Source organism: Acetobacterium sp., assembly GCF_039830195.1.
Classification (GTDB): Bacteria; Bacillota; Clostridia; order Eubacteriales; family Eubacteriaceae; genus Acetobacterium.
On the sequence record NZ_JBDODG010000039.1, the window covers coordinates 62,448 to 83,836 of the forward strand.

The 21,389-nt window shown below is 45.4% G+C and carries 16 protein-coding genes and 1 pseudogene; 5 read left to right on the plus strand and 12 right to left on the minus strand.

The features are described from left to right. The first annotated feature begins 266 nt into the window (after positions 1-266). The 4 genes from ABGU93_RS12455 to ABGU93_RS12470 all read left to right on the plus strand — a co-directional run bounded on the left by ABGU93_RS12455 (position 267) and on the right by ABGU93_RS12470 (position 5,135). On the plus strand, positions 267-1,859 hold the full coding sequence (locus ABGU93_RS12455) for a BCCT family transporter (RefSeq protein WP_347413771.1): 1,593 nt from the start codon (positions 267-269) through the stop codon (positions 1,857-1,859). 216 nt (positions 1,860-2,075) lie between these two features. After that, positions 2,076-3,593, plus strand: a complete 1,518-nt coding sequence (locus ABGU93_RS12460; protein ID WP_347413772.1) for a BCCT family transporter — start codon at positions 2,076-2,078, stop codon at positions 3,591-3,593. A gap of 96 nt (positions 3,594-3,689) precedes the next feature. Beyond that, positions 3,690-4,319: a cobalamin-dependent protein gene (locus tag ABGU93_RS12465; protein ID WP_347413773.1), complete on the plus strand. Its 630-nt coding sequence runs from the start codon at positions 3,690-3,692 to the stop codon at positions 4,317-4,319. Between the two features lie 9 nt (positions 4,320-4,328). After that, complete coding sequence (locus ABGU93_RS12470; protein WP_347413774.1) at positions 4,329-5,135, plus strand: methyltetrahydrofolate cobalamin methyltransferase; 807 nt, start codon at positions 4,329-4,331, stop codon at positions 5,133-5,135. Between the two features lie 229 nt (positions 5,136-5,364). Here the strand turns inward: ABGU93_RS12470 and ABGU93_RS12475 are convergent, their stop codons facing one another. The 6 genes from ABGU93_RS12475 to ABGU93_RS12500 all read right to left on the minus strand — a co-directional run bounded on the left by ABGU93_RS12475 (position 5,365) and on the right by ABGU93_RS12500 (position 10,687). Next, positions 5,365-5,940 carry an N-acetyltransferase family protein gene (locus tag ABGU93_RS12475; protein WP_347413775.1) on the minus strand — a complete coding sequence of 192 codons (576 nt, stop codon included), beginning with the start codon at positions 5,938-5,940 and terminating at the stop codon, positions 5,365-5,367. 121 nt (positions 5,941-6,061) lie between these two features. After that, positions 6,062-6,526, minus strand: coding sequence for a VOC family protein (locus ABGU93_RS12480; protein WP_347413776.1), 465 nt, complete (start codon positions 6,524-6,526; stop codon positions 6,062-6,064). An 87-nt stretch (positions 6,527-6,613) separates the two neighbouring features. Further along, entirely contained in the window at positions 6,614-7,426 is an 813-nt protein-coding gene (locus tag ABGU93_RS12485; RefSeq protein ID WP_347413777.1) for an XdhC family protein, read from the minus strand. A gap of 70 nt (positions 7,427-7,496) precedes the next feature. Further along, complete coding sequence (locus ABGU93_RS12490; RefSeq protein ID WP_347413778.1) at positions 7,497-8,243, minus strand: glycerophosphodiester phosphodiesterase family protein; 747 nt, start codon at positions 8,241-8,243, stop codon at positions 7,497-7,499. A 305-nt stretch (positions 8,244-8,548) separates the two neighbouring features. After that, positions 8,549-9,358, minus strand: coding sequence for a glycerophosphodiester phosphodiesterase family protein (locus tag ABGU93_RS12495; RefSeq protein ID WP_347413779.1), 810 nt, complete (start codon positions 9,356-9,358; stop codon positions 8,549-8,551). 33 nt (positions 9,359-9,391) lie between these two features. After that, positions 9,392-10,687 (minus strand): MFS transporter, encoded by a 1,296-nt coding sequence (locus tag ABGU93_RS12500; RefSeq protein ID WP_347413780.1) that lies wholly within the window; start codon positions 10,685-10,687, stop codon positions 9,392-9,394. 315 nt (positions 10,688-11,002) lie between these two features. Here ABGU93_RS12500 and ABGU93_RS12505 point away from each other — a divergent pair, with 315 nt between their 5' ends. After that, positions 11,003-11,596: a TIGR00730 family Rossman fold protein gene (locus ABGU93_RS12505; protein WP_347413781.1), complete on the plus strand. Its 594-nt coding sequence runs from the start codon at positions 11,003-11,005 to the stop codon at positions 11,594-11,596. A gap of 61 nt (positions 11,597-11,657) precedes the next feature. On the opposite strand, the gene ABGU93_RS12510 is transcribed toward ABGU93_RS12505, so the two are convergent. The 6 genes and pseudogenes from ABGU93_RS12510 to ABGU93_RS12535 form a co-directional block, all read right to left on the minus strand. Then, positions 11,658-12,260: a helix-turn-helix domain-containing protein gene (locus ABGU93_RS12510; protein WP_347413782.1), complete on the minus strand. Its 603-nt coding sequence runs from the start codon at positions 12,258-12,260 to the stop codon at positions 11,658-11,660. Positions 12,261-12,352: 92 nt separating this feature from the next. Continuing rightward, positions 12,353-13,564, minus strand: coding sequence for an ATP-binding protein (locus tag ABGU93_RS12515; protein ID WP_347413783.1), 1,212 nt, complete (start codon positions 13,562-13,564; stop codon positions 12,353-12,355). Positions 13,565-13,710: 146 nt separating this feature from the next. Then, the gene (locus ABGU93_RS12520) at positions 13,711-17,799 is read right to left on the minus strand and encodes a PEP/pyruvate-binding domain-containing protein (protein ID WP_347413784.1); all 4,089 of its coding nucleotides are present in this window, start codon (positions 17,797-17,799) and stop codon (positions 13,711-13,713) included. Between the two features lie 394 nt (positions 17,800-18,193). Next, a pseudogene (locus ABGU93_RS12525) lies at positions 18,194-18,910 on the minus strand (amino acid ABC transporter ATP-binding protein); the annotation flags it as partial. After that, on the minus strand, positions 18,907-20,502 hold the full coding sequence (locus ABGU93_RS12530) for an ABC transporter substrate-binding protein/permease (RefSeq protein ID WP_347413785.1): 1,596 nt from the start codon (positions 20,500-20,502) through the stop codon (positions 18,907-18,909). The pseudogene ABGU93_RS12525 and the gene ABGU93_RS12530, both read right to left, overlap by 4 nt. Then, on the minus strand, positions 20,492-21,280 hold the full coding sequence (locus ABGU93_RS12535) for a transporter substrate-binding domain-containing protein (protein WP_347413786.1): 789 nt from the start codon (positions 21,278-21,280) through the stop codon (positions 20,492-20,494). Before ABGU93_RS12535 ends, ABGU93_RS12530 begins: the two co-directional genes overlap by 11 nt. Positions 21,281-21,389 lie beyond the last annotated feature (109 nt).

Sequence of the window (21,389 nt, forward strand, 5' to 3'; positions counted from 1 at the left end):
TTCGTGCCAACATGTCAGAATCCAATGTTTTTGGGATTTTTATGATAATCCATCCAATTCGGTACTTTTTTTTAATTGCGTAGTGAATGAAATTCGTTCGTCTGAGTGATTTTCACTCAGAAACTGCCGTGAATCATCGGATGTATATTCGTAAAAGCTCTTGTAACCGCCATTTCTCATTTTGGCATGTTTATTGCTTATTTAAAAGAGTCAAATAGCACTTTGAAAGGAGAAGATATATTAAATGCTAATATATCAAAGAAGAAATGAAAAAAGAAATGCAGAAGCCCGCTAAGGCTTCGATTTTTTCAACGGTTAATGGCTGGACTTTTTTTCCACCACTGATTTTCACCGTCGTTTTGAGCGCCGTGGTTATGACCAATCCCGAAGCCTTTGGAAAAATTTTACAAGCTGCCTTTGCCTTTACCACCGACAGTTTTGCCTGGATGTTCAGCTGGTATTTTATGGCCTTATCGGCAGTCGTTCTGTTTCTGGCCTTTGGTCCACTGGGGAAAAAACGGTTTGGCAATGAAAAACCGGAATACTCCACCGCTTCCTGGCTGGGGATGATGTTTACCGGAGCGGCCGGCCTGGGGGTTCTCACCTGGACCACCGTTGAATGGTTCTATTCCTATCAGACCCCGATGTGGGGTGTGGAAACTGCAACCCCGCAGGCTCTTGCCCAGGCGGCGATGCTGCCGTTGTTCCACTGGGGACCGGTTTTCTATATGGGCTATGCCCTGATTGCCGTGGTTTTTGCCTATCAGTTCTATTGTAAAAAGTCAGCGGATTCGCTGCCCAGTACTGCCTGTACCACACTGATTGGCAGCAAACGATCCAATGGTGGTTTCGGAAAATTAATTGACATCATTTTTGTAATTTCCATGCTATCTTCCGTTGTTACCTGTGTTGGCGTCAATATTCCGACGCTGGTGGCCATTATTGCCAATATGACCGGCAGTCAACCGCCCTTTATCATCTCCGTGGTATTAATCCTGTTATGGAGTTTAATCATGGCAGTGTTGCTCTTTGCCGGACTTAAAAAAGGTCTGGGCCTGCTCAGTAATATCCGGGTTTATATGGGCTTCGGGATTCTCGTTTTTGTTTTACTTTTTGGCCCGACATTCTTTATGCTCAATTCATTTACTGACGGACTGGGCATGGTAATGAATAATACCCTGCACCTGATCTCTAATACCGACCCTTATGCAAAATCCTTAGTACCGCAGGGCTGGACCGTTTTCTATTTTGCCTGGTATATAACCATGTCGATTCAAAATGGTGCTTTCTACGGACGAATTTCCCGGGGCCGAACCGTGCGCGAACTGATTTTCGGTTTGATCGGTTCAACCGTTATCGGTACCTATATGTTTTTCGCCGTGTTCCAGGGCTTTTCAATTCATACCTTCTTGAATGAGGGCTTGGATCTGGGTGCTGTTATGGCTACCGGTGGACAGGGTGCTGCCATTGCGGCGGTCTGGAAATTTTTACCCTTTGCCGTTGTAATGATGCCTGTTTTATTCATTTTCGCCAACATTTGTATGCAGACCTTATTAAATGCCAATGCTTACAGTATGGCCATGGCCACCACAAAAGTTTTAAAAGCCGGCCAGGAACCCCCGATCTGGATTCGTATTTTCTGGTCAATCTGTATTGGCGTGATCAGTATCGCCTTACTGATGATTGGTGGGATCCGGCCTTTCCAAACCATTACCGTTATTTGCGGCATCCCGGCACTTTTGATTATTGCGTTGATGACCTTGTCATTTTTAAAAGATATCCGCACCAATGGCTGGGTTAATGCGCCGGATAGCATTGACGAGGAAACCACCGCAGTAGATGAACCGCAAACAATTTAACAACGATCCCCATAATTAATCAAAATTTCGGCAAAGAGCCGGAGCGATAAAGACAATCTAGCGCTAGTTCATTGAACCGTTACCAGCTGATCTCAGTATAATTATCAACGGGAGCAAAAGGTGGGTATAAGAACTTACATCCATATGTTATACTGAAAAAATCGTTTAAAATGATAACGGTTAACATGTAAAAAATATCCTACTAGAAGGAAATGAATGAATATGAAATCATCTAAATCAAATACAAATTACAGTATGATTGTTACCGTGCTGGCCTTTGTATTCATTGTAATTGCCTATTTCTTTATCGCTCCGGATCAATCCAAGCTGGTGCTTGACGCGCTGAACAATTATATCCTGACTAATTTTGGCTTTGTCTATGTCTGGATTGTGCTAATCTCCTTATTTTTGTGTATCTACATTGGTGCCGGTCGATTTGGACCGATTCGCCTGGGCCAGGACGAAAAAGAATACAGTGAGTTTTCCTGGGCGGCAATGATGTTCTGCTCATCCATGGCCGCCGGTTTTATCTATTGGGGCAGTATTGAATGGGTCTTTCATTATATCAAGCCACCTTTTGGAATTAATCCATTGACTCCTGAAGCGGCCGAATATGCGGCCACCTTACCGATCTTTTATTGGGGCCTATCGGCCTGGGGTGTTTATCTGATTCCCGCCGTGGCGTTTGCTTTTCTTCGTTATAATTTAAAAAACGAACGCTTTGATGTCGCCATCGCCTGTAAACCCCTATTGGGAAAACATGCTGATGGAATCGGCGGAAAAATGATCAACATTCTTTTCCTGTTTGGCATTTTAGGTGGGATTGGCACCGCACTGGGGATTGGATCACCGCTGGTTTCAGCCAGCCTCAATCAACTTTTTGGCTGGGAAGATACCCCGATGTTGCGTTTTTCGGTCATTGTCGTGGTTACTGCTATTTTTACCGTATCCGCCTATAATGGCGTGAAAAAAGGGATTCGGATCTTAAGCAATCTCAATATTATCCTGATGTTGCTGATGATTATTTATGTATTCCTGGTTGGCAATAAGGCATTTATTGTCAATATGCAAACAACGTCGCTGGGGCTGCTGTTTGATAATTATTTTAAAATGAGCACCTATCTGGATCCCGTCAGCAACAGTGGCGATGCCCAATCCTGGCTGGTCTTTTATTGGGCCTGGTGGCTTTCCTATTCGATTTTCATGGGATTGTTCATTGCCAAAATTTCCCGGGGCCGGACCATCCGCCAGGTCATCTTCGGTGGTTTGTTTTATGGCTTTTTAGGATCATTTTCAATGTTTTCGGTGCTTGGCAATTACAGCCTGGATCTGCAATTACGCGGCCTCGTCGATATTGTCAAGGGTGTGACCGAAAATGGCGGACCGACAACAGTCGTTGATCTGTATGCCAAAATGCCGTTTGGCAGCGTCTTCGTGTTTGCGCTGTTGATTACATCACTTCTTTCCATGGCTACCAGTTTTGACTCTGCGGCGTACACCATGGCCATGGTTTCATCAAAACACGTTCCCTTAGATGGGCGTCCCAGCAAAAGACTGACCATTTTCTGGGCCGTAACACTGGCCGCAATACCGATGGTATTAATGATATTCAATGGCTCGTTAGTTCAGGTTCAGGCCCTTTCGGTGATCCTGGCATTACCGACCTGTCTGATCTACAGCATCATTGTCATCAGTTGTTTGAAAATGTTGTCAGAAGCAGCAATGAAAGAATAACGGGTTAACTTAACCGATCGTAAACGTAAGATAACTAAAAACATTTGCGTATTGTTACGCAACACAAAATATTAATAATAGAAGAGGTAAATAAATATGTTAGATTTAAAAGTATTAACGCAGGCATTGGGTGATTTGGAAGAAGAACTGGTACTGGAGATGTTAAAAGAATTTGCCACCACGAATCCCTCTAAAACAGAGGCTTTAGAAGCGGTTGCGGCCTGTCAGGGTGGTATGGCAATTGTCGGCGATCTTTTCGAGAGCGGCGATTATTTTGTTGGCGATCTGATTTTTGCCGGGGAACTGTTAACCGAAGCCATTGACGTTTTAAAGCCCGTTCTGGGCAGTGGCGCCACTGAAATCAAGGGCACCATTTTGCTGGGAACCGTCCATGGGGATTTACATGATATCGGCAAGAATATTTTTAAAAGCATGTCTGAAGCGGCCGGTTTTGAAGTCGTAGATATCGGCATTGACGTGGCGGTTGAGGAGTTTGTTGTCAAAGCAACCGAACTAAAACCCCAGGTTATCGGGATGAGTGGCGTCTTGACTCTGGCCATTGACTCCATGAAAGAAACGGTGGAAAGTTTAAAAGCAGCTGGAGTTGACGCAAAAATCATCATCGGCGGTAATCCAACCACCAAAGAGACCTGTGAATTTGTCGGTGCCGACGCTTTCACCACCAATGCGGCTGAAGGCGTGAAGATTTGCCAGGGTTGGGTATAGGAGGCTATCATGATTATTATTGGAGAAAAAATTAATGGTTCGATCCCTGCTGTCAAAGAAGCCATCGAAAAAAGAGATGCTGCTTTTATCGCTGACCGGGCTGTAAAGCAGACCGTTGCCGGCGCCCATTTCATTGATGTCTGTGCCAGCACCGCTCCGGAATTTGAAATTGAAACCCTGAAATGGCTGATGGACGTGGTACAGGATGCCACCGATACCCCACTTTGTATTGACAGTCCCAATCCGCGGGTCATTGAAGCCGTCTTCAAGTATGCCAATAAACCGGGAATGCTGAATTCGATATCCGAAGAAGGCGACAAATGCGAGATTTTATTACCACTGATGGAAGGTAATACCTGGGAAGTGGTCGGACTTACCTGCGATAACAATGGGATCCCTAATGATGTTGAAACCAAGGTTGCGATCACCCGAACCATGGTCGAAAAAGCTGCTCACTATGGGATCACCCCCGATCGTATTCATATCGACCCCTGTGTGATGGCCTTATCAACGGAAAACAATTCCCTGCTTAATTTCACTCAGGAAATCAGAGCGATCAAGGAAATGTATCCAACCATCCATGTAACCGGCGCGATCAGCAATATCTCCTTTGGCTTGCCAGTCCGGTCACTGCTGAATAAAACCGGTATGGCTTTTGCCATTCAGGCCGGCATGGATTCAGCGGTGCTGGATCCGCTGAACCGGGAAATGATGGGCACCATTTTTGCCACCTATGCCTTAATGGGGCAGGACCGGCACTGTCGAAAATACAGCAAGGCTTATCGAGCCGGACAAATCGGGCCCGCGGCAAAATAAGCATTACAACAACTTGTTTGAGGTTGTCAATAAACTGCCGTACCGACCAATTGTTAATCTGTTGTTCGCCGCGGAATCGGACAGGCGCTGCCGTGTCCGCTCCGATGCGTACAACATGATGTAACAATTGTCGGTACTGGGTTATCTTTTTTGACAGTCTGAAATCTCCGTACTCTCAACGTGCGGAGATTTTTCGTTTAACGCTGCGCCTTCAGCAGCTAATGAAAAGTTATAAATTTTCCAGCCGCGCGTCCCACCCGCGCACTTCGGTAATCGGCTTAAACGGTTCTGGATGCTGATCATGCTCAGCAATCATTTTTTCCATCCAGATCATGTCGTACCAGGTTTCAAATTTATAACCGCATTTTGAAAAATGGCCAATGGTCTGATAACCCAGGTATTCATGAAAACCGATACTCCCGGGATTGGGATAGGCAATGCAGGCGTAAAGATTACAGATATGCTGTTGCTTCAAGACTTCCTCCAGAGCCCGGTAGAGTTTTTTACCAACCCCGCTTTTGCGGCTGTCCTGTTTGACATAGATCGTGGTTTCGACAGCCCAGTCATAGGCGGCCCGGTTTTTAAATTCTGAAGCATAGGTATAGCCCAGGATTTCCGCTTCCTGTACGGCTACCAGATAAGGGTATTTCATCAATGTTTTTGTCATGCGGTCTCTGAATTCTGCATGGGTCGGCACCGTATATTCAAAGGTGATGGCGGTTTCTGTGACATAGGGGGCGTAAATAGCCAATAATTCTTCTGTGTCTGATTCTCGGGCGATCCGAATCGTTATGTCTGCTTGCATTTTATTTCCTTCTTTTCTTTAATTTCATCTTATTTTTGATTATATCATTTTTAAGACTAACGTAAAAGAACCCCTTCTTTTTTTGAAGGGATTCTTGCATTTAGATAAAATTCAGCTTTATTTACAGAAAACTCTTAACTGCTTCTACCGGAAACATGGTTCTCTCGGCGATTTCATCGATTGTCATGCCCTGGGAATGAAAGCGTTGGCAAACCACTGCCATACTTTCGCCCACTTCGATGATATGATAATCCGGATCATAAAAGCGAATGACCCGCTGACCCCATGGGTATTCTTTTACGCCGTGTAGGTATTCAATATCCGCAAAGGTTTTTAAATGCTCCACAAATTTATCCAGCTGCGCTTCTTCAAAATACATTTCCATATCGTTGCCCCGATAGACAATTGCCGTTTCTTCGGCATCGATGAATTTTGCCCAAAGAGCCTTATCCTGCAGCGAAAACCCCGCATCAAAGGTAATATTCTCACCAAAATCCATCACCACTTCCAAACCAAAAACATCGCAATAAAAAGCCCGGGACCGATTGATATCATCTACTACCAGCATGGCTGCCTCAAATTTCATATCTTTTTCCTCCTCGTTTTTGAATGATTATACCGCAGTAACCATGACACCTGTCTGTCATGTTTGAATCTTATGTTATTATCAATTCTATTTTCGGGTTGTCATTTTGACTTCCTTACGGGGTTTTCCGGTACCCCCATTTTTAATCATCAGTATTTCCGCCAGAATCGAAAATCCCACCTCTTCGGGCGACATGTCGCAGATATCCAGCCCAACCGGAGTGTGCACCTGCTCAAGAAGATTTTTGCTGATCCCTTCTTCTTCCAGCTGCCGGTACATTTCAACCGTTTTTTTGACACTGCCCAGCATCCCAATATAAGCAAACTCTTTCTGCAAGGCTCCCTTCAGTGCTGATTTATCCTGAGTATGGGTGGATGCACAACAGACGTAATAGGCTCCGTCGGGAATGTCACCTTCGAGAATACCACGCTCAAAAACATCACAGGGAATGAATTTTTCGGCCAGCTCAATCTGCTCCCTGATCAGCTCCGGTGCCCTGGTGTCCAGCAGAATGGTGTCAAAATTAAGTTGCTTTGCCAGGCGCAAAACTGCCGTGCCCACGTGTCCACCGTTGCAGATTACTAATTGTAACCGGGGAAAAACAACATCTACAAAAAGTGTCACCTTAAAACTACAGCCCAGACCGGCTATCTCATAAGTCGGAATATGTTCATATGCTTTTAAAAAGCTTTGCTTGTTTTTTATGGCATGTTTGGCTTCTTCCAGGGCTTCCCGTTCAAACTCGCCGCCGCCTATGGTACCATAAAAGGTGCCATCATCCAAAAGCAGCATCTTTTTCCCAACCTTGCACGGGGACGTTCCCGCTGTTGCAACAACCGTCAGCACTGCATAAGCCTGCCCGGCTTTTTTGGCCTTTAATTGTTCTTGTAAAAATTCCATCTTGTTCCTCCTTCAACCTGGAAAAAGGCCCAGCATATCGCCGTGATATACTATGACCTTTTACTAAAACTCATGGTTCAAAATATTCAAATATGATCGCATCAAATTTTTTCTTGCAATACTCAATATCATCGGTATCCTGGACCGTCCATCCGACCAGTCTTCCGGTCAGCAGATGGAACAGGCTGAGTCCCAGCTTACGTCGGGCATCACCATGATAGAATGCCATAAAATGAGGACGGCATATAAAATTGGTGGCAAATGAAATGATTAACAGCCATTGCCACAATTTAACATCCAACCCCTTGAGACTTTTGCGCCCGACTGAAAGCTGACCTCTGACCACATCGGGCCGGTTTTTGTAAAACCACCTGACAATTAACGGCTGAAAGGATTCCACGCAATACAACCCATCATAATGATCAAGATGCTCGGCCGTTTTTGAACACAGTTCGTTAAGATTTTTGGTATTTTTCAGTTCAACAATCAGGGGAACCTGACCATTTACCATGCTCAGCACATCTTCAAACAAAGGGATTTTTTCCCCGGTATTTTCCAGGTTATACGTCAGTAGCTCCTCATAGGTGCAGTCCGTGATTAATCTATCTGCCCCACACAAACGCGATAAATTATCATCGTGAAACACAATAATCCTGCCGTCGGCCGTGAGATTTAAATCCATTTCGATTCCATAGCCGGCATCCACCGCTTTTCTAAAAGCGGTCATCGAATTTTCCGGTATCGACTTATCCTTTTCGTGCAATCCCCGATGGGCATAGTAACTGGTCCAAAGTCGGTCATCGACCTCCTTTGGCATTCTACCCGGGAGCAGCAGCAAAATATAAATTATAAATATGGCTATTCCTGCCACGATATATAGTGTCATGTTCGCTCACCCTCTTCTGTTAATCTAAATCAAATCAGTTCCTTTCTCTTGAAATTTTAGTAGCCATTGCGAAAACGCTACGCTGCTTACCTGTTTCGCAATAACTTAACCGTTGCTTTTTTTATTAGCGTCTATTTTTGTCGTGTATTTCTTTATTTACCCCTTTATTTTCTCAATCAATCATTAAAACTAGATTAGTATTTAGACTATTTTCTGTTAAATCTTGTTTTAAGTAACTAAGGTCTGAAAAATTCAAAGATAATCACATCAAAAAAATTTATACACCCGACGATATCATCGGTATCCCTGACCGTCCAACCAACCAGTTTCCCTCCTAATTGCCGAAACAGCTGGAGACGGAGGCGATGATGGGCATCCTGGTGCTTATAGGCGATAAAATGCGGCCGGGAAATCACATTTGTCATAATCGAAGCAATCAAAACGCTTTGCCACCGGGGGGTACCCTCAAAACTTTGGTGTCCCGCTGAAAGCTGACCTCTTACTACCCCGGGTTTGTTTTTGTAAAACCAGCTGACAATCCCGGGATGGAAGGACTCGATGCAATAAGGTCCCCCATAATCAGCCAGCAGTTCGGCGGCTTTGACACAGAGTTGCGGCCAAGCTTTGGTGTTTTTCAGTTCGATAATCAGGGGAACCTGCCCATCCACAAGTTTCAGCACATCTGCTAATAAGGGAATGGTTTGTTCGGTGTTTTCCAGCCGAAAATCCGCAAGCTCTGCTGACAGACATTGGGTGATCAATTTATCCACCCCACAAACCCGAAGCAGACTGTCGTCGTGAAAAACCACCACTTTTCCATCGGCAGTAAGGTTTATATCCAGCTCGATGCCATATCCTTCTTCAGCAGCTTTTGCAAAGGCCGTCAGCGAATTTTCCGGAACAGTCTTGTCTTTTTGATGAAGGCCCCGATGGGCATAACTGGTTTCCCAAAGAGCCGGATCGGAATGGCCCGGCAATCGAGCTGGTGAAATGATAAAAAGATAAAGCAGCATTAATGCGATCAGTACCAGTATCAAATAAATCATTGTCGACCTTCCTGGCTAAGCCAATCGTTCTCATCAATCCGCCACATCAAAAACCTCCAGCTTGGACCGCGGGGCAATGGGCTTGGAATCACCATGTTGAACCATCATCATGGTCACAAAGGCCAACGCGACAAACAAGGCACCATAAGGCATCAGGGTATGATAGCCGAGATGCTCTAACAGCGCCCCGGAAATAATTGGTGTAATAACCTGAGCCGCCATCGATGCGGTGTAATAATAACCGGTGTAGCGGCCAACGTTGGCACCCTTGGACATTTCCAGCACCATCGGCAGGGAATTGACATTAATGGCCGCCCAGGCGATTCCGGCTAACGCAAAGGATATAAACAGCATCGGGTTAAACGTACTATAGAAAGCGGCGGTGGCAAACACCATTGCCAGCACTACCACACCCATCAGAATGATTTTTTTGCGTCCCACCTTGGAGGAAATAATCCCCACCGGAATAAAGGAAATAATAGCGGCAATACTGGCGACCATCAAAATGAGTGCCGATTGGGATTCCTTCATCCCCAGCGAAACCATGGCGTATTTTGAAAACGCCGAGGTGACGGCATTGTATCCCATAAACCATAAGGCTACCGATAAGAGAATAAAGATCAGACTCTTTCGATATTCTTTAGGCAACTTTTCGTGGGTCACCAGGGTCTCATCATGCTCAGCCTCTTCGACGTCAATACCAAAGGCGGCACTGTTATGACGCATTTTTATTACCGCATCCGGTTCGTTGACTGTCATTTTGAGAATAACGACACCCACCACCATCACTGCGGCCGTGCCAAGAAAAAGGGGCCAGTAGTTAATATTATCTTTATCCGGGGCCAGCAGCGCCACCATTCCCAAAACCATAATCCCACCAACTGCCCCCATCAGATTAATCACCGCATTCCCTTTGGAACGCAGCGGTTTAGGGGTAACATCCGGCATCAGGGCCACCGCCGGTGAGCGGTAAAAAGACATCGTTAGTAAGGCCAAAGCTAGGGCCACAATGAATAAAATCAGCTTATTGGCCATCACTGCATAAGGTATTAAAAGCATGGAAACTACCGCCATTGCGGTTCCGCCTAAAATATAGGGCATTCGTCGTCCTATTCTGGTGCTGGTATTGTCAGAAAGCATCCCAAACAAAGGCAACATAAATAAGGCCAGCACATTGTCAAAGGACATGATCACCCCAGCCATTGTGTCTCCAAATTCGAAGGCTTTCAACATAATCATTGGAATCACAAAATCGTACAGGCTCCAAAATGCACTAATGGTCATAAACCCCAGACCGACCAAAATAGTGAGGCGGTAATCCAATTTCATCAACACGCTCCTTTTCCTTCATGAAAAAAGTATAGCATCCAACAACGATTATATCAACGCTCTTCGTAAATCTTAACCAAATCTTCATAATTTGATCACCACGTTCCGGACTATGGTTGATCAGCCAGAAAATTCACATTTTCCGTTTCTGTCCTGCTTGGCAAACCTTAAGCAAAGCACTAATATCGCCGGCACTGCTTGTCAAATCGGTCGCTGCTTGATATAATAAAAAATCTTAATAGAACTTATGATTTTGGATGCGTCTCTGCTGATGCATCCATTAAATTTTTTATAAGATCCTGGGAGGAAGCAGCAATGAAAAGAATATGCGTATATTCCGGTTCAAATCTGGGTGTTCGTCCAGAATACAAAGAAATTACAAAAAAACTGGGTCTGGTCCTTGTCGAGAATAATATAGAATTGGTATATGGTGGATCAAAAACTGGTTTGATGGGTGAAATAGCCAACCATATGCTGGATAACAATGGCCGCGTCACCGGCGTTATGCCCGGTGGTCTCTTCCCCAAGGAAGTGATTAACGATCGCCTGACCCGATTTATTGAAGTAAAAAACATGCATGAGCGCAAACAGACCATGGCCGACTTATCCGACGGTTTTATTGCCATTCCCGGCGGTGTGGGGACCTTTGAAGAATTGTTTGAAACCCTCAGCTGGGCGCAGCTCGGCATCCACAAGAAACCGATTGGGGTTCTCAATATTTCCAACTTTTTTGATTCCTTCATGGCGATGATGCAAAACATTGTCAACGAAGGTTTTATGAACCCGTCCAATACCAAACTGGTGCTGCTCTCATCGGATCCCGGGGACCTGGTCAATCAGATGATCCACTATACTCCGCCGGTTTTAGGGAATAAATGGCAGCAGCTGGATGTTGCGGCCGTTAAGTAAAGTATTAAGTCAAGATATAAAAACCAGGCAAAAAAAATCTGACATTTCTGTCAGATTTTTTTTATAATACCCAAAGACCATCACTGCTGCAATAATAGTACAGCTTACTGCCAAACTTTTTGCCCAGCTTGCCGCCGCTCATTTTAGGCAGCCGCACTGCTGCGGTTTGCTCGGGATATAACCGGACAAACAAAGATCGATCCGTTGATACGTAGGCCACAAAGGCAATAAAATGGGTTTTGCTCATTTCATGATCAAAGGTAATATAATATTCGCCATCGTCATCAGCTATTACCGCGCTGTGTTTTTCATCGGCCGGTTTGGCCACCAGTGGAGCCAGTTTGCGTCCACAACAGGAAAGCTCCGCATCCCCAGTCGTACTGATCACATTTCCGCAGTTTGGACAAACATAAAATTTTATTCGTTTCAAATTTCCAGTTTCCATATCATTCAGTTCCAAATCTCCTAAAAGTATTTTTTCAATATTTACCTCAAATAGTTCCGATAGCTCCCCCAGCAGGGATACATCCGGACAACCCAGGCCACGTTCCCATTTGGAGATGGTTTTATCACTGATGCGCATCCGATCGGCAACCTGTTTTTGAGTCAATTCTTTTTCTTTTCGCAACGCCTTCAGTAGTTTGCCTACCTTCGTGCAATCCATAATCTTACCTCCATATGAACTATAATAATGGATCGATGGAACTTATTCAATCAACGCTCCGTAGAGTTTGTGCAGATTCTTCCGTTCTTGTTCTAATCTTCATACTCCCCCGACAAAAAATCCACAATATTCACATGTTTAATCCCATTTCGGCTTCGATCAAAGGCATCCATAGTCAGCACATATTTGGGAAAATTATCGGTAATCGATTCTAGTGGAGAGAACTCTCTTTCAATGGTGGTTTCTTCTGCAAGAATATAGGAAACTTGGTAATATTCACGTTGATTGCCTTTTATTGCAATGAAGTCGACCTCTCTGGTCGATACTTTTCCAATTCTTACCTCATAGCCTCTTCGTAATAGTTCCAAATAAACGATGTTTTCCAGAATCTGCTGAATATCCCGTTCGTTGTTGCCATAAACCACTTCTCTGAATCCGTGGTCAGTGAGATAAATTTTTTCCTGAAATTTCAGAATTTGTTTACCAACAATATCTTCTCTTACAACCAAATGAGCAAAACATGCGGCTTCGCAATAATTAATGTAATTATAGATGGTTTCCTGCGAAATACTTCGTTTTTCATTCTTTAGAAATTTGATCACAGCTGATGATGAGAATGGATTTCCGATATTAGCCATCAAAAACAGCAGAATCCACTGAAGTAAGTCGATGTTTCTGACATTATTTCTGCCCACGATATCTTTTAGCACAACCGAATCATATATATCTGATAGATACTTTTTCTGTGAACTTTCATCAATGTCGGATTCATAAATAAAAGGCATCCCGCCCATTCGTAGATAGGTTTGAAAAACCTTCTGTATATCGACATCCAACCCTTTATCCCTTTTGATTTCGCAAACTTCCGCAAACGAAAAAGGATAAATGCTAAATTCCACGTATCGGCCTCCCAGGTGGGTCGCCAATTCTCCCGAGAGCAATTTTGCATTTGATCCGGTTATATAGATATCAATGTCAAAATCGACCAAAAAAGCATTAACAGCTCTCTCCCATCCATTAATCTCCTGAATTTCATCAAGAAACAGGTAGTTCTTTTTCGTTTGATTGATGCGCACTTTCACATAATCGTAAAGCAGTTCAACCTGATTTTTCAACAACCATTCCCCAGACTCCAGATTAATCGCAATAATCTGATTGCTTTCAATACCTAAATCCATCAATTCAGTTTTAATCTGATCCAGCATTACGGATTTTCCGCATCTTCTGATTCCGGTTAATACCTTTATAAGGTTCTGATTAAAAAAAGGTCTGATTTTCTGTAAATATGTTTCTCTCTTTATCATCTGTTACCACCACCTGTCTTTTTATCTTGATTATATCCTCTCACCAGTCGGTTTTCAATGATAGTTTTCGATATAACGAAAACTATCATAATAAATCGCGCTCATTTTCGTTATACCGTAATCTATTCTTAAACTAACTCCCATCCCTAGATCTCACCAATCTCATAATTCCCCTTGTAAACATTCCCCAACCCGCCGTCGATGGAGATGGGATCGCCAGATTTAAAGCGATGCCCATTGATGGTACATTCTTTGGTTGCATCATTCACTACCAGACCCTTACATTTAACAATACAGACCTTACCGACGCTGGCGGCTGCCACTGCGGCATGGGAGGTGACCCCGCCCTTGGCTGTAATCAGCCCATCACAGACAAAAATCAAGGGAATATCATCCGGTACCGTATCCGGCCGGACCAGAATAATTTTGGCCTCGGGACAGTTTCGTTTTAAACCCTCCATATCCGCCATATCAAAGGCCAGCAGTCCTGACAGCACCGCGCTGCTCATGCCGATGCCGTGACCGACCAGTTCCATTTCGTGGGGTGCTGGCAGAAAGCTGGAAAAGGAGGTCTGTTTTTTCAGGTTCTGATTCCGGGTCTGGAGAATATACAAATCTTCCGGATTATCAGATTCAAAGGTAAATTCTATTTCCTGGTGGACAAAGCCATATTCTTCAATCAGCCGTCCGGCATAATGGATCAGGGCCTGGTAGATCTTAGGAAATCCCGACTCCAGCGACAAACTGCTGTCCCGATAATCCCGTTTCCTTTGCAACTCGCTGATGGGCAGGGTATTGACCAGTCCGGAAACCACATCTTCGCCCTGACTGCAGAGGGCAAAATCACCATAGAGATTAATCCCGGCACAGCCGTTAAAGGGGCTGCTGGTAAAAATAACCCCGGTGCCGGAACGGCTCGAACGATTCCCCAGCACCATTTTCTGGACCACCACGGCGGTGCCCCAGTCCTCGGCAATCTGCAGATGATCGCGATAGTAAACCGCACTTTCGGAGAACCAGGAGTCCAAAACCGAGCGAATGGCCTGCTTCAGTTGTTGGAAGGGATCCATTTCGATTTCGATGCCGTAGTCATTTAAGACCATTTTGTAGCTGCAGGCGATGGTCTTCATCTGATCGGGGCTAAAGTTAATTTTCAGGTCCACATCCCATTGTTGTTTATATTCCAGCATCACCCGGTCAAAAACATCCCGGTCAATGCCAAAAGCCATCCCCCAACTCTGCAGAAAGCGCCGGTAACAATCCCAGGCGGTCCAACCGTAACCCTCCCGTTTACTGTAAGCTTCGGCGATTTCGTCATTCATCCCGACGTTTAAAAATGTTTTCATCGCGCCAGGCAGTGAAATCGATGAGCCTGAGCGGATCGAGAAAAATAGCGGATTGTCTGCTTTTCCGTAATACTGACCGGTAATTGCTTCAATGAATGCAATATGTTTTTCAATCAGCAGATCCATGTCCCGCATCATATCCGGGTGGCCTTCGATGGTTTCCTTATGTCTGAACACTTCGGTGGTAATCACAAATCCTGGTGGTACATGAAATCCGTAGCTGATCAGTTTCTTCAGAAAGTAAGCCTTAGCCCCCAGAAAAACCGGGTTATCAATTGCTGCGGTGCTTTCGGTCAGCAGGCTGAAGGTAATATCCGGGTCATAGGTCATCATGCTTTCAATAAAGCTGCTGGAATAATTTTTCATCATGCTGCGCAGTCCGCTGATGGTATCGGTGATAAAGTTATCCAGATCCTGAACCAGAAAGGCCGTGGACAGATTATCCCGCAGGAATTTCTCAGATTCGATATGATAGAATTTACGACTGTCCCCGGCCATTTCGACCTGCTTTGCAGCGAGCACCTGGGGAATGATAACCCGCATCGGGACCTCGAAAAGATCAAAAAAGTATTCGCTGATAATCTGTTTGATATCGTTGGCCATAAACTGAAAAATATTAATGTACTGGTGAATCGAAAAGCTGGGCGAGGCCAGCCCAAATTTAAGCATATCCAGATGGGAGTTCAGCCCCTGATTATAAATGCCATCCAACTCCAGTCCATCTTTAAACAGCAGCAGGATATGATAAATCTGCCTGAATGTTTTGGCGGTAATATACTCCGCATTAAAGGGCTGGGTGACCTGAGTCATCAGCTTGGCCACGGTCCGTTCCAACCGGTACATCAGACCCAGGGCATCAAACTTGGGCTCCACATATTCGCCGTACATGGAGGGAATATCTGCCGCAATGTGCCGCTTGTAATAAATGTTTTCGGAGGCTTCACTGGGTTGAGGATCCAGAATAATGGCTTTGAGATGGTTCATGTGCTGATAAATCTGGCGAATCGCCGCTTCCTTATCATCATTTTTCAGACTTCGTTTCAGTTCGCTCAAATCCCCGGTCAGGTTGGGGCTGTAACCTCTGAGCATGGCCAGGACATCGTCAAATTCAAAGGAGTACTTTTCCAATAGCAGAAAATAAGCCCTGAAAATATAAATGATCCGTTTGATATCCAGCGTCTGATCTGGCCCAAAACTGTGCAACACCTCCCGGATCACATCAAGATCCAGACGGAGCAGCCCGACAGGAGACGTTTGTAATGCTTCACAAAGTCGGATCATCGTTTCGTGGGGCCGGGTAAACCATTTGCTGTCCTGATCGAGACCTTCATAGATTTCTTGAGGAATCATCTCTTTCAGCGGTTCCTTGTTGCCATCATACCAGTAGGTGATGATTTTTCGGGCCAGCTCGATATGGGTGTTGTTGCTTTCGATATGAATCTGTTTGCGCATGAAATGGATCAGCCGGTCCTTGCGACGGGAGGCCTCATCAATGGCGGTTGTCACATCCCGAAGCTCACCCTCGGCCCCGATTTCCCGAAAATACACCGGAAATATTCGCGCCAGCTGTTTAATTTCCCGGTAAACCGGCGTGATCTCACCGTTAAGCAGTTTGGTGATATCCCGCTGAAAGAGATCAGTGTCGGAAATAAAGATTCCGCCCAGCTTGAGGTTGACAATCAGAGCGGCTAACAGTTCGCGCATGGCGCGGGGATTTTCTTCAATTAGTTCCAGCCACACCCGGATATTTTTGACATGATTGGAATCGATCAGAATCTGCCAGTCGACATTGAGACTCAATTTCCCCGGGTAGTTGAAGCCCAGATTGATCAACGCTTTGGTGAAATAGTCAATATTGGCGGCATCTCCGGTGGCAATGATTTCTTTGCCGAGGGTGAGTATGCAATCTAGCACGGTGCCCCCATGCTCCACATTAAGTTCCTGAAACTCGGCCATAATGGTGTTGAGAAATTCCGTGATATCCTGGGAATCCAGTTCATCAAAGATATTGCGCAGATTCCGGTTGATATCGTAGATCAGATGGTCGTTGAGGGTTGCCATTCCGGGCAAATGCAACAGATAATACAAATAGTAGATGGTTTCCAGATGGGTGGGGAATTTTTCTGAGAAGCTGCGAAAATAATTGGCGATATCATTGAAAAAAGGTTGTTGCTGAAGCTCAGCCCAATCGGTGGCCTGCTGACGCTGAGCTCTGAGATCCTCAAAATAGGCATGGCCGATGTCCTGGATGTCTTCAGTTTTCATATGGGGAAAAAGTTTTTTTCGGGAATCAAACCATGCATCAGCCTGGGAGGTCTGCTCCCAGTAATCAATGCACTGATCCAGTAGGTCTGCGGTGATCACTTCCAGAGTTTTGGTAAATTCGGGGTCCGCCGCCACCTTATTTAAATAAATTTTAAAAACACCGGAGTTTTTGACATAAAGAAGTTCGTGCTCCGCCATGTCCTCTTTGAGAACATCGATGCACAAAAAAATAATTGCTTTGGGAAAATCGTCAAGACTGGCCAGGCGATCCATAAAGCGGATCAATACCTGGCTAAGCAGTGCCCGCTGGTTGTCTTTCAATTTGGAACGCAGCACTGACCGGATCATCTCTACCAGAACGGTGAAGGCCTTTTCGGACTCTGCCAGATCTTGGTACAGCCAGATATCGCCCAGACAAATAGTCTGCAGCGACTCAATGACATAGCGATTGTTGCGATACTTATGATTGAGTTCAATTAAAAACTCCTGGGTACGTTTATGGATTCCCCAATACTCTTTTGATAATTCGCCGAACCATTGTTGGATCTCCGGGATTTCGGTATTGGTTTCCCGGGTCTGATTAAGATTGGCCTCTAAAGCCTTGGAAGAAAACACGTTAGCCATTTTATTATCCCCCTGTTTTCAATCGATTTAGTTAAATGATTATTTTCACGGTATTTCGGCCTGCTTCATGGGTAACGGTAACCGATTTAGCATAAGTATGGATAATCGCCAGCGATAATTCATTTTCCGCGGCTTTTTCCAGTTCATAGACTTCGCCGTCAAAGTCGGCCTGGATGGTGACCTCGCCGCTTAAGTCCGAATATTCCACCACAAGTGCGACGTTGGCCTTGGGAAAAGCCCGGAGCAGGATCGCGAGGACCAGTTCCTCGCAAACCAGTTGGACATTCATAATCTGGCGATCGGTGAACATCTGCTTTTTGAGGAAGGTTTCGATTCTGGCATTGAGTTCATAAAGGTCAAAGCCACTGCCCGCCGCTGTATATTCAAAGGATGAAATTTTTCGGATGAACGCGCGGGTTTTGGCCTTCTGGGGATGGTCAAAAATCTCTGCCGGCGATCCGTCTTCGTAAATGCCCTTTTCATCCATATAAAACACCCGGCTGGAGACGTCCCGGGCAAATTTCATCTCATGGGTCACAATCATCATTGTCATCCCACTTGACGCCAGCTTGCGGATAACTCCCAGCACCTCACTGACCATGGTGGGATCCAGAGCCGAGGTGGGTTCGTCAAACAAGACAATCTCCGGTTTCATTGCCAGGGTTCGGGCGATTGCCGCCCGCTGTTTCTGGCCGCCGGATAATTCATCGGGAAAGGCCAGGGCTTTTGACCGGAGCCCAACCATTTCCAGATAGGCCAGCCCTTCATCATAGGCCTGTTGCCGGGGCACCTTCAATAAGTTCACGGGTCCCAACATCAGGTTTTCTATGATCATCAGATGGGAAAAGAGGTTGAAAGACTGAAACACCATCCCCATTTTCTGACGCAGACCGGAGACATTGGCATTTTTAGCCAGAATATTCTGGCCATCAATGATGATCTCGCCATTGGTGGGGGTTTCCAGCAAATTGATGCAGCGCAGAAAGGTTGACTTCCCACAGCCTGATGGCCCGATGATTGAAATCACTTCGCCTTCTTTTATCTCGGTGCTGATATTTTCCAGCACCTGTAACGTGCCGAAACTTTTGGATAAACCATTGATCGTGATCATTTTACCACCTCCGTTACACTCGCTTCAGGATCAACAATCCCTTTGATCACCCGTTTTCGGCGTTTAGGATCGACCTGAACTTCAATTTTCCCCAGCACGATTATAAACAGGTAGGTGATCACAAAGTAGATAAACGCGGTCACAAACAGCGGGAAAAAGGCATCAAAGGTCCGGCTTCGGATAATATCCGTCATCTTGGTCAAATCCTGAATGGCAATATAGCCCACCACCGAGGTCATCTTGACCATGCTGATAAATTCGCCCTTAAAAATCGGCAGAATGTGACGCAGGGCCTGGGGCAAGGTGACCTTGAAAAAGCTGGACACCCTGGTAAATCCCAGCGCATAGGCTGCCTCCAGCTGTCCCTTGTCGGTGGCATCAATGGCGGTTCGGAAGATCTCCGCCGCATAGGCGGCAAAGTTAATCGAAAAACCCACCACGGCAATGAGGATCGGATCAATATCCACTGACGCAAACAAAATATAATAGAGGATCATCAGGGTTAACACAATCGGTACCCCCTGAATCAGCCGGATATAAACAATCGCCAGCCCGGACACGATCTTTAAGCGGGACTTGCGCATCGCACAGATTAGGGCGCCCAGCAAGCTACCAAAGAACAGCGACAGCATTGAAATGACAATGGTTGTCCAAAGCCCTTCTAACACCAGCTTGTAGCGGTCTTCAACAATAAAGGTTTTGTTAAAGCTGTCCTGCAACGAGGCAAAAAAACTACCCGTACCTGTCTGGCTTTGATTGGTCGCAACCGTGCCCGCAACATTCTCGATACTTCCGGAATACATGCTTTTTCGCACCAGGACACTGTTATGCAGCACCACGTAGGCATCACTGTAGAGCACTTCCTGACCCCGTTCATCGGTTTTGAAGAAGTCAGAAATGATGATATCGCCTTTGCCGCTTTGGAGGGCCGGGATCATCGCCGCATAATCCATGGTGATGATTTCATAATCGAAATTGGCGTAATTGGCGAAGCGCTTGATAAACTCAATATCATAGCCGGTAAGCTCGCCATTTTCGTAATAATTCATCGGTTCCGTCATACCATTGGTAATGATTGTCAACTTCTTGTCCGGGTTCTGGGGCTTGGAAATATCCGGCATCACCCCACCAATATTATCAATCCAGCGGGTCACCATTTCGTCGGCGGTGCCATCCTGATGAATCTGTTTGATAAAGGCATTGACCTGGTCATTAAGGGCCGTATTATTCAATCCCACCACGGTAGCAATTTCAATATTACCAAGTTCCTCGGGCAGCTTAACCAGATCGGGATTACTGAGCAGAATCCGGTCAACCCCGGAGCTGTCATAAATAACCGCCGTAGCCTTGCCACTTTTGAGGGCGGCCACGCCATCAATAAACTGGGTGAAATACGAGATTTCGGCATCGGGCATGTACTCTTTAGCGACTTCTTCCGGGGGTGTTCCTTCCGGAACACCGATAATATAGCCGGCCTGGTTCAAGTCACTGGTGCTGCTGATTTTCGCTTCATCTTGGGCTGCACAACCACCGCTCAGCAACATCACCAACAGACCTATCAGCAAGGCGAAAATCCGACTTTTACTGAGCATTGTCCACTTCCTCAATTCTGTCCTTCCTTACGACGAATACCTGTGGGTTTGGAAAATAACCCGCTGTAAAAGCAACCTTTTCTGACCGCTCCGGGGTTTCATACATCGCTGCGATCACATCGCTTTTCCCGGATTGCAAACTGTCGATCATGGCCGAAAAATCCATATCCTGATATTCGGTCTGCATGCCCAATTCAGCCGCAATTCGATCCATCAGCTCCACGTTCATTCCGGTCAGCTCGCCGTCTTTAACAAAGCAGCGGGGTTCAGTCAGCGATGTAACTGCTACCTTCAGTACCGGGCCGCTGGTATTTTTAGGAACAGCCGCAATTTCATAGTCCGCTCCGGTTTCCGGAAACCAGTGAGCGATGATTTCATCCATGGTGCCGTCACTTAGAAAGCGGTTTAGAATCACATTGATTTTCTGATTCAACTCAGTATTTGTTTTGTTCAGAGCCATAGCCGTTACCTCATCCGTTAAGGGATCCGGTAAAATAACAACCTCGTCATTATTCTTGGTATAATTTTTGGCTGATGCATAATCCATGATGGCATAGTCGATTTTTCCGGACATCAGTGCTGCCGACTCGTCCACATAATTATTAAAACGACTGATTTTCGCATCGGGATACTGGTCAGGAGCAATGATCTCACTGACTGTACCGATCATGGTTCCTATTTTGGCAGTTTCAACTGGGGGAAGGGTGGCAGCCGTCTGGTTACACCCGGATAGAAATAGGGTAATAAGTATGCCTATGCTTATAAAAACTCTTTTCATTAGTATCCTCCATTTTGTTTACTGGTTAAATCGATATATAAAAAAGCTAATCGTATTCCACGTTCATCCTAATAAAAATCCAGCACCCAGCTTTTGTTTGCAGCAATTT